The organism is Klebsiella aerogenes (assembly GCA_029027985.1).
Classification (GTDB): domain Bacteria; phylum Pseudomonadota; class Gammaproteobacteria; order Enterobacterales; family Enterobacteriaceae; genus Klebsiella; species Klebsiella aerogenes_A.
Map to the genome: position 1 here is coordinate 1,320,171 of CP119076.1, position 13,908 is coordinate 1,334,078.

Below are 13,908 nucleotides of genomic sequence, written 5' to 3' on the forward strand. Positions count from 1 at the left end.
CCCACTTCTGCTCTGAGGATGGCCCATGTTCACGGGAAGTATTGTAGCGCTTGTTACGCCGATGGATGATAACGGTAATGTCTGCCGGTCAAGCCTGAAAAAACTGATTGATTACCATGTCGCCAACGGAACCTCGGCGATTGTTTCGGTAGGGACTACCGGGGAATCCGCAACGTTAAGCCATGAAGAACACGGCGACGTGGTGATGATGACCCTCGAGCTGGCCGATGGCCGCATTCCAGTCATTGCAGGTACCGGGGCAAATGCCACCGCAGAGGCGATCAGCCTGACCAAGCGTTTCAACGATAGCGGCGTTGTCGGCTGCCTGACGGTCACCCCTTATTATAACCGTCCGACCCAGGAAGGCCTGTTCCAACACTTTAAAGCTATCGCTGAACATACTGACCTGCCGCAAATTCTGTATAATGTGCCGTCCCGTACCGGTTGCGATATGCTGCCGGAAACCGTCGGCCGTCTGGCGGAAATTAAAAATATTGTCGGCATTAAGGAAGCAACAGGGAACTTAAGTCGTGTTCACCAGATCAAAGAGCTGGTTTCAGACGACTTTATTCTGCTGAGCGGCGATGACGCGACCGGCATGGATTTTATCCAGCTTGGCGGCGTCGGCGTGATTTCCGTAACGGCGAACGTCGCTGCGCGTGAAATGGCTGACATGTGCCGGCTGGCGATGGCGGGGCAATTTGCGCAAGCGCGTGCGATTAACCAGCGTCTGATGCCGCTGCATACAAAATTATTTGTCGAACCCAACCCGATCCCAGTCAAATGGGCTTGTAAGGCGTTGGGACTTGTAGCGACCGACACGCTGCGCCTGCCGATGACGCCGATTACCGAAACAGGTACTCAGGCGGTCACCGCAGCGCTGAAGCATGCCGGTTTGCTGTAGAGTTTAGGGAGATTTGATGGCTTACTCAGTACAGAAGTCGCGCCTGGCGAAGGTTGCGGGTGTTTCGCTGGTTTTACTCCTCGCGGCCTGTAGTTCTGACTCGCGCTATAAGCGTCAGGTTAGCGGCGATGAGGTTTATTTAGAGGCGACGCCGCTCAGTGAACTTCACGCCCCGGCGGGGATGATCCTGCCGCTGCAGACTGGCGACTACAACATTCCGGTCGCTACCAGCACCGGCGCGGTAGGCAAAGCGCTGGATATTCGTCCGCCGGCTCAGGCATTAGCTCTGGTCAGCGGCGCGCGTACCCAGTTTAATGGCGACACCGCCACGTTGATGGTGGAAAACAGCCGCAGCGGTTCCTTGTGGGCGCAGGTTGTCAGCATCGTTCAGGCGAAAAACTACACCATCACCAAGCGTGACGATGCAGGCCAGACGCTGAATACCGATTGGATAGAGTGGAACCGCCTTGATGAAGACCAGCAGTACCGTGGTCGCTATCAAATCTCCGTTAAGCCGCAGGGCTATCAGCAAGCGGTGGTGGTGAAACTGGTGAACCTGGAGCAGGCGGGCAAACCCGTGTCTGACCCGGCTTCGCTGCAGCGTTATAGCACCTCCATGCTGAACGTGATCTCTTCCGGTCTCGATACCAACGCGACTAATGCGCAGAACGCGGCGCAGAGAAGCGCTGGCGCGACCTTCGACGTGCAGAGTGCGGCGGATGATACCGGTCTGCCGATGCTGGTAGTGCGCGCGCCGTTCAATATGGTTTGGCAGAAGCTGCCGGCTACGCTTGAAAAAGTGGGCATGAAAGTGACCGACAGCACTCGTTCTCAGGGCAGCATGGCCGTGACCTACAAGCCGCTGTCCGACAGCAGCTGGCAGGAACTGGGCGCAAGCGATCCGCAGCTGGTGTCTGGCGATTATAAACTGCAGGTCGGCGACCTCGATAACCGCAGTAGCCTGCAGTTTATCGACCCGAAAGGCCACACGCTGACGCAGTCGCAAAATGACGCCCTGGTAGCCGTATTCCAGGCCGCATTTAACAAGTAATAAAAAGGGCTGGAGCAATCCGGCCCTTTTTAATGTATAGTGACGCAAACGTGTGCGTAGCCACATAATCCGGCAATGTTCACGATCTTGTGTACAGGCGGAAACGTAATTTTTTGGCTTAATATCACTGGAGTGGTGAAGATGAAAAAGCAAGCTGAGTTGTATCGTGGTAAAGCGAAGACGGTATACAGCACCGAAAACCCGGACCTGCTGGTACTGGAATTCCGTAACGATACGTCAGCAGGTGATGGCGCCCGCATCGAACAGTTCGATCGTAAAGGCATGGTGAACAACAAGTTCAACCATTTCATTATGAGCAAACTGGAAGAAGCCGGTATCCCGACCCAAATGGAAGCGCTGCTTTCCGATACTGAATGCCTGGTGAAAAAACTGGATATGGTGCCGGTTGAGTGTGTGATCCGTAACCGCGCTGCCGGTTCGCTGGTTAAGCGCCTGGGTATCGAAGAAGGCATCGAACTGACTCCTCCGCTGTTCGACCTGTTCCTGAAAAACGACGCCATGCACGACCCGATGGTCAACGAATCCTACTGCGAGACTTTCGGCTGGGTGAACGAAGAAAACCTGGCGCGCATGAAAGCGCTCAGTTACAAAGCCAACGACGTACTGAAAAAGTTGTTCGATGACGCCGGTCTAATCCTGGTCGACTTCAAGCTGGAGTTCGGTCTGTTCAACGGCGAAGTGGTGCTCGGCGACGAGTTCTCCCCGGACGGCAGCCGTCTGTGGGATAAAAACACCCTTGATAAAATGGACAAAGATCGCTTCCGCCAGAGCCTCGGCGGCCTGATTGAAGCTTACGAAGAAGTGGCCCACCGCCTGGGCGTTAAACTGGACTAATTCCCCCCGCGCCGGAAGATTCAGCATCTTCTGGCGCTCTTCTTGTTGTTTCCTGTGGTAATCCTGCGCTGAACCGCCTACGATCTCTCTTATTCGTGAATATATACCCTAAATAATTTGAGTTGCAGGACAAAACGGCTAGCCGTTTTGAACAGTGCTTGCGCTGGCCCCGTAGGGGCGAGGCCGAAGGCCGAGTCACGCGGCGACGCAGGGAATCCCCTGCAACTTGAAGTATGACGGGTATAATGGATTAGAGGTGCTTATGCGCTGGCAAGGGCGTCGCGAAAGCGACAATGTGGAAGACAGACGTAGTGATTCGGGTTCGCCGCTGGGCGGCGGTGGCGGTGGTTTCCGTATTCCAAGCGGTAAAGGCGGTATTGTCCTGCTGATTATCGTGCTGGTTGCGGGCTATTACGGCGTGGATTTAACCGGCATGCTGACCGGCGAACCCATGCCTCAGCAGCAGACGTCGACGCAACGCTCCATCAGCCCGAAAGATGATGAAGCGGCGAAGTTTACCTCTGTTATTCTGGCGACAACCGAAGATACCTGGGGACCTATCTTTGAGAAGATGGGGCGTCAATATGTCCAGCCGAAACTGGTTATGTATCGCGGCGCGACGCGTACCGGCTGTGGTACCGGGCAATCAGTGATGGGTCCGTTCTACTGCCCGACGGACAGTACGGTCTATATCGACCTGTCATTCTACGATGAAATGAAAAACAAACTCGGCGCTGGCGGCGACTTTGCGCAGGGTTACGTGATCGCTCATGAAGTCGGCCACCACGTGCAGAAACTGCTCGGCATCGAGCCGAAGGTACGCCAACTGCAACAGCAGGCCTCGCAGACCGAAGTGAACCGCCTGTCAGTGAAAATGGAGCTGCAGGCTGACTGCTTCGCAGGCGTCTGGGGAAATAACATGCAAAAGCAGGACATCATGGAAACGGGCGACCTGCAGGAAGCGCTGAACGCCGCCGAGGCGATTGGCGACGACCGCCTGCAGGAGCAGAGCCAGGGCCGCGTGGTGCCGGACAGCTTCACCCATGGTACCTCTCAGCAGCGCTATACATGGTTCAAACGCGGTTTCGACAGCGGCGATCCGGCGCAGTGCAACACCTTCGGCAGTTCGCTTCGCTAACGCTTGCCGATGGAATCATTGCTTCACCTGACCGCACAGATGGCGCGCGAGGGTATTCGTCGCCTGCTGGTGCTCAGCGGCGACGAACGCTGGTGTCTGGCGCAGGCGCTTGATTTACGCGCACGATTAGCCGGTGACGGTCTGTGGGTTGGGCCGCAGCCGCAGCAGGAACCCTGTGTGGCGCCAGGCGCGCTGAAAACGTTGTTAGGACGAGAGTTCCAGCACGCCTTTTTTGACGCCCGGCATGGTTTTGACGTGGCTGCATTCGCCGCGTTAGGCGGTACGCTACGGGCTGGTAGCTGGCTGGTGCTGATGGTCGCCGATTTTACGCGCTGGCCCACGCAGCCGGATGCCGATTCGCTACGCTGGAGCGATGCGGCGGAACCTATCGCTACCCCCAACTTTGTCCACCGTTTTTGTCGGCAGATTACTGCCGACGCTGAGGTTGCGCTCTGGCGACAGGGAAGCGACTTACGGCTGCCGAGCGCCGCGCCGCGCGATGACTGGCACCCCGCCGATGGTCACCCGCAAGTTGAGCAGGCGGCGATTCTCGCGGCGCTTATCACCTCGCCGCCGGGGATTGCCGCCGTCACCGCCGAACGCGGACGTGGTAAATCTGCGCTGGCGGGCATGCTGATTGCTAAGCTTGCCGGCAATGCTATTGTTACCGCGCCGACGCGCGGCGCGGCAGAGGTGATTGCCGCTTTTGCGGGTGAGCGCATGCGTTTTATGGCGCCGGATGCGCTTCTGGCCAGTGAGACCAGGGCCGGCTGGCTGGTCGTCGATGAGGCCGCCGCGATCCCGGCGCCGCTGTTGCGGCAGCTGGCGGCGCGTTTTCCCCACACGTTATTAACGACGACCGTTCAGGGGTATGAAGGGACCGGCCGTGGTTTCTTACTGAAATTTTGCGCGGGTTTTCCGCAGTTATACCGTTACCACCTGACGACGCCGATTCGCTGGGCGCCGGGCTGTCCGCTGGAGTCGGCCATCTCCCGGTTATTGCTGTTTAGCGATGAGGCATTTCTCCACGCGCCGCAGGGCGAACCGCAACTGGAAACGCTGAACCAGCGAGCCTGGCGCGAGCGGTCGTCGCTACCGGAGGCCGTCTATCAACTGCTTTCCGGCGCTCACTATCGTACTTCGCCGCTGGATCTGCGGCGAATGATGGATGCCCCCGGTCAGCACTTCATTGCGGCCTGCTGCACGGATGGCGTGGCCGGCGCCTTATGGCTGGTGGAGGAGGGCGGTCTCGAACCTGAGCTTAGCCGCGCCGTGTGGGCCGGATATCGCCGTCCGCGCGGCAACCTGGTGGCTCAGTCGCTGGCGGCGCACGGCGGTAACCCGTTGGCGGCGATGCTGACGAGCAAACGCGTCAGTCGTATTGCCGTGCATCCATCGCGCCAGCGTGAAGGGTTGGGCCAGCGCCTGATTAGCCATGCCGTCAGTCACGCCCGTGGCTGCGATTATCTCTCGGTTAGTTTTGGTTATACTCCCGAGCTGTGGCGCTTCTGGCAGCGCTGCGGCTTTACGCTGGTGCGGATGGGAACTCACCGCGAGGCGAGCAGCGGTTGCTATACGGCGATGGCTATCTACCCGCTAAGCGAGAAAGGCCATCAACTGGCGCGTCAGGAAAGCCAGCGGCTTGCCCGCGATGAACGCTGGCTCAGCCAGTGGCGTGACGAACGCGCCCCGGTAACGGTGGATGAAACCGCTATGCTTACAGATGATGACTGGCTGGAGGCGGCCGGTTTTGCTTTTGCTCATCGTCCCTTACTGACGGCGGCTGGCAGTCTGAATCGGCTACTGCAGGCGACGCCGCTGCCACTGGCGGCGCTTCGTTCGCGTTTAGCGCAGCAGGATGAGGCATCGCTGTGCGCAAGCCTTGGTTTATCCGGGCGTAAGGCGCTGCTGGCGCGGCTGCGTGAAGAGGCTGCCGCAGCTTTGTCGAGCCTGGATCCGGCGCGTGCAGAGTACCTTGGCGAGTGGGTCAGGAAGCTGCAATTTTTTTAACTAACTCATTCAGTTAAATGGCATGGTCATATTCTGTATGCGGCGTAAACTGCCCATCTGAATCAGGAGCCTGGCTCTTGTATCTCAGTGACATTAGGAGACAGCCATGAAACACGATCACTTTATTGTTCAAAGCCCTGCGACGCCTGCGCAACAGTTGCTGCTGCTGTTTCATGGCGTTGGCGATAACCCGGTCGCGATGGGGCAAATCGGCAGCTGGTTTGCGCCGCTGTTTCCGAATGCGCTTATCGTCAGCATCGGCGGCGCGGAGCCCTGCGGCCCGGCGCCAGCTCGCCAGTGGTTCTCGGTGCAAGGCGTGACGGAAGAGAACCGTCAGCAGAGAATTGATGCCATTATGCCGACCTTTATTGAGACGGTGCGCTACTGGCAAAAGCAGAGTGGTTTAGGTCCGCAGGCGACGGCGCTGATCGGTTTTTCGCAGGGGGCGATAATGTCGCTTGAGAGTATCAAAGCGGATCCGGGGCTGGCGTCACGAGTCATTGCCTTTAACGGCCGCTACGCGACGCTGCCGCAAGCGGCGACGACGCAGACCACCGTGCATCTGATTCACGGCGGTGATGATCGGGTGATCGATTTGGCGTGGGCGGTTGCGGCGCAGGAGCGACTGCAGGAGCTGGGCGGCGATGTGACGCTGGATATCGTCGAAGATCTCGGGCATGCCATTGATGACCGCAGCATGCAGTTTGCCCTCGACAGGCTGCGTTATACCGTGCCGAAGCACTATTTTGATGAAGCGTTAAGCGGCGGAACGCCGAAAGACGACGATATTATCGAAATGCTCTGAGGGGGCATGGTGTGTAGTGGCCGGGTCAGCCGCTGCCCGGGGATTTCCCTGCTGGCGCTATGCTTAGCAGGGCTACGGTTCTGTGCTGTCAAGGCGCCAGCCGCCACCCGGGGATTTCCCTGCTGGCGCTATGCTTAGCAGGGCTACGGTTCTACGCCGTCCGGTAGCCCGGGTAAGGCGTCAGCCGCCACCCGGGGATTTCCCTGCTGGCGCTATGCTTAGCAGGGCTACGGTTCTGCGCCGTCCGGTAGCCCGGGTAAGGCGCCAGCCGCCACCCGGGGATTTCCCTGCTGGCGCGACGCTTAGCAGGGCTATGGTTCTGTGCTGTCTGGTAGCCCGGGTAAGGCGTAAGCCGCCACCCGGGGATTTCCCTGCTGGCGCTGTGCTTAGCAGGGCTAGAGTTCTGTGCTGTCCGGTAGCCCGGGTAAGGCGCCAGCCGTCACCCGGGGATTTCCCTGCTGGCGCGACGCTTAGCAGGGCTATGGTTCTGTGCTGTCCGGTAGCCCGGGTAAGGCGTCAGCCGCCGCCCGAGGATTTCCCTGCTGGCGCTATGCTTAGCAGGGCTACGGTTCTGCGCCATCCGGTAGCCCGGGTAAGGCGTCAGGGGATTTCCCTGCTGGCGCTATGCTTAGCAGGGCTACGGTTCTGTGCTGTCTGGTAGCCCGGGTAAGGCGTCAGCCGCCACCCGGGAATTCATCCCGTCCACGTGGTGGCCGCGGGGTTATTTCTTCGGCTGGTCTTTATTCGGCCAGTCGTCGTCATCATCCCACTTGCTGTTGAAATCGCGATGCGGCGGTAGATCCGGTTTGTTATCGAGATATTTTTTCGGGTCGACGCGATTCAGATCTTTAATCACATTAATGATGACGCCGACTAAAAATACCAACACCAGAATCCACCAGTGTTTAATAAGCCATTCCATGCTGTGTCCTCTCTTTACCCCGCAGCGGCGCCGCAGGGTAAACGTTATTGTCGTCAGGCGACCAGTTGTTCCATGATGCGTTGATACATCCGCGCCAGCATCTGCAGGTCGGCGGCATTCACACATTCATTAATTTTATGAATGGTCGCGTTGACCGGACCCAGTTCGACAACCTGCGCCCCCATGCGGGCGATAAAACGTCCGTCTGAGGTGCCGCCAGTGGTCAGCAACTGCGGTTTAACTTCATTATAGTGTTCAATGGCGTTCACCACCGCATCGACGAGATTACCGCGCCCGGTCAGGAACGGTTGGCCGGAAAGCCACCAGTCGACGGTATAGCGCAGCTGATATTTTTCCAGCAGTTCAACGACGCGTGTTTTGATCATCTCATCGGTCAGCTCGGTGCTGAAACGGAAGTTGAACTGGACGAACATATCGCCTGGGATCACGTTGTTGCTGCCGGTACCGGACTGCACGTTGGCAATCTGCATGCTGGTCGGCGGGAAGTACTCGTTACCTTTATCCCATTCGATGCCCACCAGTTCCGCCAGCATGGGCGCCGCGCGGTGCACCGGGTTATCCGCAAGGTGCGGATAAGCGACGTGGCCTTGTACGCCGTGGATCGTCAGGTTGCAGGTGAGCGAGCCGCGACGGCCGTTTTTCACCACGTCGCCGACGATCTCGGTGCTGGACGGTTCGCCGACCAGGCAGTAATCGAGGCGTTCATTGCGCGCCATCAGCGTCTCAACCACTTTCACCGTACCGTGAGTGGCGCTGGCTTCTTCATCAGAAGTGATTAAAAACGCCAGACGACCTTTGTGGTCGGGGTACTGCGCGACAAAGCGCTCGGCGGCGACAACCATTGCCGCCAGCGAACCTTTCATGTCCGCCGCGCCGCGGCCAAACAGCATTCCGTCGCGAATGGTCGGTTCAAATGGCGGGTTGAGCCAGCGGTCGGCATCGCCAGCCGGTACCACATCGGTATGGCCGGCAAAGGCCAACGTTTCACCCTGCCCGCGCCAGGCCCAGAAATTTTGCGTATCGCCGAAGTCCATCGCTTCGACGGTAAAGCCAATCGCCCGCAGGCGTTCAATCATTAACGCCTGACATCCCGCATCATTGGGGCTGAGGGAAGGGCGGCGAATAAGCTGCTGAGCCAGCTCAATGACCGGGCAAGACATAGACTACACCTCGTTAATAAATTTCTCGTAGTTTGCTTCACTAAAGCCCAGCAGCATAGGCTGCCCGGGCGCGCAGAGCAATGGGCGTTTGATGATTGCCGGCATTTCCAGCATGAGCGCCGCCGCCGCATCGGCATTATCGATACTCGCGCGAACCGACTCATCGAGTTTACGCCAGGTGGTGCCGCGGGTGTTCAGCAGCGCTTCCCAGCCTAATTCGGCAATAAAGGTATTAAGCAATTCGCGATCCAGTCCGTCGACGCGGTAGTCGTGGAAGCGATAATCAATCTGATGGGCCTCCAGCCAGCGGCGAGCCTTTTTTATCGTATCGCAGTTTTTGATGCCGTACATGGTCAACATAATTAAACCTTTTCCTTTTAAGGAGTATGTTTTTTCAGGTTTTTTCGAATATATAAATTTTGCGAAATAATACGTGAATCGGCGAGATAAATATAATCTTTCGGCCTTATCTGATTAAAGTTTGTACAGTCTTGCAACAAAATAAAATAATGAACGAGCAAAAGTCTGAGATTAACCAAATGTTGCATAATGTTGCTCTGCGTCACATTAAGTTTACATAAACCGGCTTAAGGTAGCCGCAAGCCAGAGATATCACGGCTGGAGGTAACAAGGAATACAACATATAAAGTGATTAGAGCGATAGATCAAACGAACTTCCCCTGAGCAGGGAATTTACCTAAAATCGCCATAATAATAAGAGAGGCTATTATGATTGAGCATGAACTGGGGAACTGGAAAGATTTTATTGAAGATATGCTGCGCAAATAAAATCTGGTGTTGTGAGTACTGCAAGCAATGTCACCCTTAAGGTGACCCCATGAAAAAGGCGACTCTGGAAGTCGCCTTTTCTGTTATTTGCCGCGGGTCGCCGTTACTCAGGCCTTTCCTTCAGCGGGAAGCGGCGGCGCACCAGTATGAAGAAGAGTGGTACGAAGAAGATTGCCAACACGGTGGCGGAAATCATGCCGCCCATCACGCCGGTACCGACCGCATGCTGGCTGCCGGAGCCCGCGCCAGTGCTGGTGGCCATCGGCAGCACGCCGAAGATAAACGCCAGCGAGGTCATCAGAATGGGGCGCAGACGCTGACGACAGGCCGACAGCGTTGCAGTCAGCAAATCCTCGCCTTTCTGATTCAGTTCATTAGCGAACTCCACGATCAGGATGGCGTTCTTCGCCGACAAACCAATGACCGTCAGCAGACCAACCTGGAAATAAACATCGTTTTCCAGCCCACGCATCCAGGTCGCCAGCAGTGCGCCGATAACCCCCAGCGGCACCACCAGCATGACCGAGAACGGCACCGACCAGCTTTCATACAACGCCGCCAGACACAGGAAGACCACCAGCAGCGAAATGGCGTATAGCGCAGGCGCCTGCGCGCCGGAGAGGCGTTCCTGGTACGACATTGCCGTCCATTCGAGGCCGAAACCGTTCGGCAACTGTTTGGCTAAGTCTTCCATAATCGTCATGGCGGTACCGGTACTGATGCCTGGCGCCGCTTCCCCGACGATCTCTACCGCCGAGTAACCATTGTAACGTTCGAGACGCGGCGAACCGGTTTCCCAGCGCGATGAGGCAAAGGCGGAGAACGGTACCATCGTGCCGCTGTTGTTACGGACATACCACAGATTAATATCGTCCGGCAGCATGCGGTATTTCGCTTCCGCCTGCACGTAGACCTTCTTCACGCGCCCGCGATCCATAAAGTCGTTCACGTAGCTCGAACCCCAGGCGGTCTGCAGGGTATCGTTAATATCATCAATCGACACGCCCAGCGCCTGCGCCTTACGCTGGTCGATATCAACCTGCAACTGCGGGCTGTCATCAAGGCCGTTGTGGCGCACGCGGGTGAGTTGATTGTTGTTTGCCGCCAGTTCCAGCAGCTTATCGCGCGCCGACATCAGCGCATCGTGGCCGTTGCCAGCGTGATCTTCCAGCTCCATATCGAAGCCTGCGGAACTGCCGAGGCCGCTGATTGCCGGCGGGCTGCTGGCGTAAACGCGCGCTTCCTTAATTTTATTGAAGGCCTTCGTCGCTCGTTCGATGATGGCGAAGGAAGAGCCGGTGGTTGGATCGCGCTGATCCCAGTCTTTCAGACGGACGAACATCCGCGCCACGTTCTGCCCGTTGCCGCCAGGGCCGGAGCCGATGGTGGCAAAGACCGATTCAACGTTATCCTTCTCATTTTTGAGGAAGTAATCTTCCGCTTTTTGCACGACCTTCAGCGTCTGCTGCTGGGTTGAACCGCTTGGCAACTGCACAGACGTGGTAAACATACCGCGGTCTTCCTGCGGCAGGAATGAGGTCGGCAGACGCATGAACAGGAACACCATGCCGCCGAGCAGCAGGCCGTAAAGTAAAATCCAGCGCAGCGAACGATGAAGGATTTTACCTACGAAGGTTTCATAGCGGCTGGCGCTGCGGTTGAAGTTGCGGTTAAACCAACCGAAGAAACCTTTTTGCCCGTGAACTTCGCCTTTGTGAATCGGTTTTAATAATGTGGCGCACAGCGCCGGGGTGAGGATCAATGCCACCAGTACTGATAGCACCATCGCAGAGACGATAGTAATGGAGAACTGACGATAAATCGCGCCCGTCGTGCCGCCGAAGAAGGCCATTGGCACAAATACCGCTGACAGCACCATGGCGATACCGACCAGCGCCCCCTGGATTTGCCCCATGGATTTTCGCGTTGCTTCGCGAGGCGAGAGGCCTTCCTCGCTCATAATACGTTCGACGTTTTCCACGACCACGATGGCGTCATCGACCAGCAAACCTATCGCCAGCACCATCGCAAACATGGTCAGGGTGTTGATACTGTAGCCACAGGCGTACAGCACCGCGAAGGTGCCCATCAACACGACCGGTACGGCTATCGTGGGGATCAGGGTGGCGCGGAAGTTCTGCAGGAACAGGTACATCACCAGGAACACCAGCAGGACCGCTTCCAGCAGTGTTTTTACCACATCGGTAATCGAGGCTTTCACGAAGGACGTGGTTTCGTAAGCGACCTTATATTCCAGACCGTGCGGGAAGTATTGCGACAGCTCGTTGAGGCGGGCGATAACGCGTTCGGCGGTGGCCATTTCGTTGGCGCCAGAGGCGAGTTTAATCCCGAGACCCGAGGCGGCCTGGCGATTGTAGCGGCTCAGATAATCATATTTTTCCGCCCCCATCTCCACGCTGGCGACGTCGCCAAGCGTGACTTCCGACCCATCCTGATTCACGCGTAGCGTGATATCGCGGAACTGTTCCGGAGTCTGCAGCAACGATTGCGAGTTGATGGTCGCGTTCAACGCCTGCTTATCCACTGATGGCGTGCCGCCCAACTGGCCGACGGCAATCTGCGCGTTCTGCGAGGTGATGGCGTCGGTCACGTCTTTTGCCGTCATTTGATAGCTATTGAGTTTGGCCGGATCGAGCCAGATACGCATTGAATACTGTGAGCCGTAGGCATCGATATCGCCAACGCCGTTAACGCGGCTGATAGGATCCTGAACGTTACTGGCAACGTAGTCGGCGATATCCTGCTTATCCATGCTGCCGTCAGTGGAGACGAAAGCCAGCGTCAGAATGTTGGTGTCGCCGGTTTTACGTACCGTAACACCCTGATTCTGCACATCTTGTGGTAATTTACGCATGGCCGATTGCAGTTGGTTTTGTACCTGTTGCACCGCTTCGTCAGGGTCGGTTCCGGCGGTGAAGCTCAGGGTAACCGTCGCCTGGCCGGTGGCGCTACTTTGCGATGACATGTACATTAAGTTATCGAGGCCGGTCATATTCTGTTCGATAACCTGGGTAACGGTATTCTCCAGTGTTTGTGCTGAAGCGCCGGGATAGTTGGCGGTAATACGGACGTTTGGCGGCGCCAGTTCCGGATACTGTTCAACGGGGAGCGACAAAATTGCCAGTGTACCGGTCAGGACTAACAGAATAGCCAGAACCCAGGCAAAAATGGGGCGATCGATAAAGAAATTCGCCATCGGAATTAGGACCTCATTTTGTACATTTTTTTGTTATTGCACAGCCTGTGACACTTTATAGTTAACTCTGCGGGCAATCGTGGAGAAATTAAGGAGATGGTGTAATTTATCATGTGTCTTTTATGAGTGCGTAAAGAAACATCACCCCTTTCTGTCTGAATTTATATGCTCGCATCCCGCCTGTTCTGTCATTTTGCATCCGCCGTTTAGTATTGCTCAGTTAAATGAAACAAAATTTCATTTAAGTCAACATTTTTGTTCTAAACCGGATTATGGCGAGAAAAGCCGATTTCCGGGCAAATGACCATTTTTCAGCAACTGTGATATCAGGTAATGAAAGTCATGTAGTATGACGAGGTCATTTCACGCTGCGGAGTTTGCATGTCACTCAATATTCACGTCATTAAAGATAAAATTCTGTCCGAAAACTACTTCCTGCTGCGCAACATGACCTATGAGCTGACGCGCCATGACGGTAGCGTCGTGCGCCACAAACGCGAGGTTTACGATCGCGGCAATGGCGCCACGGTGCTGCTCTACAACCGCAGCAAGCAGAGCGTGGTGCTGGTACGTCAGTTCCGCGTTGCGACCTGGGTGAACGGTAACCAGGACGGCATGCTGATTGAAACCTGCGCCGGGCTACTGGATAACGACGAGCCGGAGGTGTGTATCCGCAAAGAGGCCATCGAAGAAACCGGTTATCAGGTGGGGGAGGCGCGTAAAGTGTTTGAGCTGTATATGTCACCCGGCGGCGTGACTGAACTGATTCATTTCTTTATCGCTGAATACAGCGAAGCGCAGCGCGCCAACGGCGGCGGCGGGGTGGACGATGAAGCGATCGAGGTGCTGGAGCTGCCGTTTACCCAGGCGCTGCAGATGGTCGCCAACGGCGAAATCCAGGATGGCAAAGCGGTGATCCTGCTGCAATACCTGCAAAATTCCGGCCTGATGTCGGGGATCTCTGATAAATCTGATTGAGCAAAACCCCGCCAGTGCTGATGATAACGGTGAAATAAAAAATCACTCTGTCAGATAC

The 13,908-nt window shown here is 56.5% G+C and carries 12 protein-coding genes; 8 read left to right on the forward strand and 4 right to left on the reverse strand.

Features of this window, described 5'->3' with window-relative positions; genetic code table 11:
- Positions 1 to 25 precede the first annotated feature (25 nt).
- The 6 genes from dapA (at position 26) to ypfH (ending at position 6,763) form a co-directional block, all read left to right on the forward strand.
- Positions 26 to 904 (forward strand): 4-hydroxy-tetrahydrodipicolinate synthase, encoded by an 879-nt coding sequence (gene dapA, locus PYR66_06330; GenBank protein ID WEF29330.1) that lies wholly within the window; start codon positions 26 to 28, stop codon positions 902 to 904.
- 16 nt (positions 905 to 920) lie between these two features.
- The gene (bamC, locus tag PYR66_06335) at positions 921 to 1,955 is read left to right on the forward strand and encodes an outer membrane protein assembly factor BamC (GenBank protein WEF29331.1); all 1,035 of its coding nucleotides are present in this window, start codon (positions 921 to 923) and stop codon (positions 1,953 to 1,955) included.
- A 141-nt stretch (positions 1,956 to 2,096) separates the two neighbouring features.
- Entirely contained in the window at positions 2,097 to 2,810 is a 714-nt protein-coding gene (locus tag PYR66_06340; GenBank protein WEF29332.1) for a phosphoribosylaminoimidazolesuccinocarboxamide synthase, read from the forward strand.
- Between the two features lie 262 nt (positions 2,811 to 3,072).
- A complete protein-coding gene (locus PYR66_06345) occupies positions 3,073 to 3,948 on the forward strand; it encodes a neutral zinc metallopeptidase (protein ID WEF29333.1) in 876 nt (291 codons plus the stop codon).
- A gap of 9 nt (positions 3,949 to 3,957) precedes the next feature.
- On the forward strand, positions 3,958 to 5,958 hold the full coding sequence (locus PYR66_06350; protein ID WEF29334.1) for a GNAT family N-acetyltransferase: 2,001 nt from the start codon (positions 3,958 to 3,960) through the stop codon (positions 5,956 to 5,958).
- Between the two features lie 106 nt (positions 5,959 to 6,064).
- A complete protein-coding gene (gene ypfH, locus PYR66_06355; GenBank protein WEF29335.1) occupies positions 6,065 to 6,763 on the forward strand; it encodes an esterase in 699 nt (232 codons plus the stop codon).
- Between the two features lie 721 nt (positions 6,764 to 7,484).
- Here ypfH and PYR66_06360 read toward each other — a convergent pair.
- The 3 genes from PYR66_06360 to PYR66_06370 are packed head-to-tail and all read right to left on the reverse strand — an operon-like array spanning position 7,485 to position 9,226.
- A complete protein-coding gene (locus PYR66_06360; GenBank protein WEF29336.1) occupies positions 7,485 to 7,685 on the reverse strand; it encodes a YpfN family protein in 201 nt (66 codons plus the stop codon).
- A gap of 53 nt (positions 7,686 to 7,738) precedes the next feature.
- Positions 7,739 to 8,866 (reverse strand): succinyl-diaminopimelate desuccinylase, encoded by a 1,128-nt coding sequence (gene dapE / locus PYR66_06365; protein ID WEF29337.1) that lies wholly within the window; start codon positions 8,864 to 8,866, stop codon positions 7,739 to 7,741.
- A gap of 3 nt (positions 8,867 to 8,869) precedes the next feature.
- A complete protein-coding gene (locus PYR66_06370; GenBank protein ID WEF29338.1) occupies positions 8,870 to 9,226 on the reverse strand; it encodes an ArsC family reductase in 357 nt (118 codons plus the stop codon).
- 369 nt (positions 9,227 to 9,595) lie between these two features.
- Between PYR66_06370 and ypfM the strand changes: the two genes are divergently transcribed.
- Complete coding sequence (ypfM, locus tag PYR66_06375; GenBank protein ID WEF30372.1) at positions 9,596 to 9,655, forward strand: protein YpfM; 60 nt, start codon at positions 9,596 to 9,598, stop codon at positions 9,653 to 9,655.
- A 103-nt stretch (positions 9,656 to 9,758) separates the two neighbouring features.
- Here the strand turns inward: ypfM and acrD are convergent, their stop codons facing one another.
- Positions 9,759 to 12,872, reverse strand: a complete 3,114-nt coding sequence (acrD, locus tag PYR66_06380; protein ID WEF29339.1) for a multidrug efflux RND transporter permease AcrD — start codon at positions 12,870 to 12,872, stop codon at positions 9,759 to 9,761.
- A 381-nt stretch (positions 12,873 to 13,253) separates the two neighbouring features.
- Here acrD and nudK point away from each other — a divergent pair, with 381 nt between their 5' ends.
- Positions 13,254 to 13,850, forward strand: a complete 597-nt coding sequence (gene nudK, locus PYR66_06385) for a GDP-mannose pyrophosphatase NudK (protein WEF29340.1) — start codon at positions 13,254 to 13,256, stop codon at positions 13,848 to 13,850.
- Positions 13,851 to 13,908: the final 58 nt, after the last annotated feature.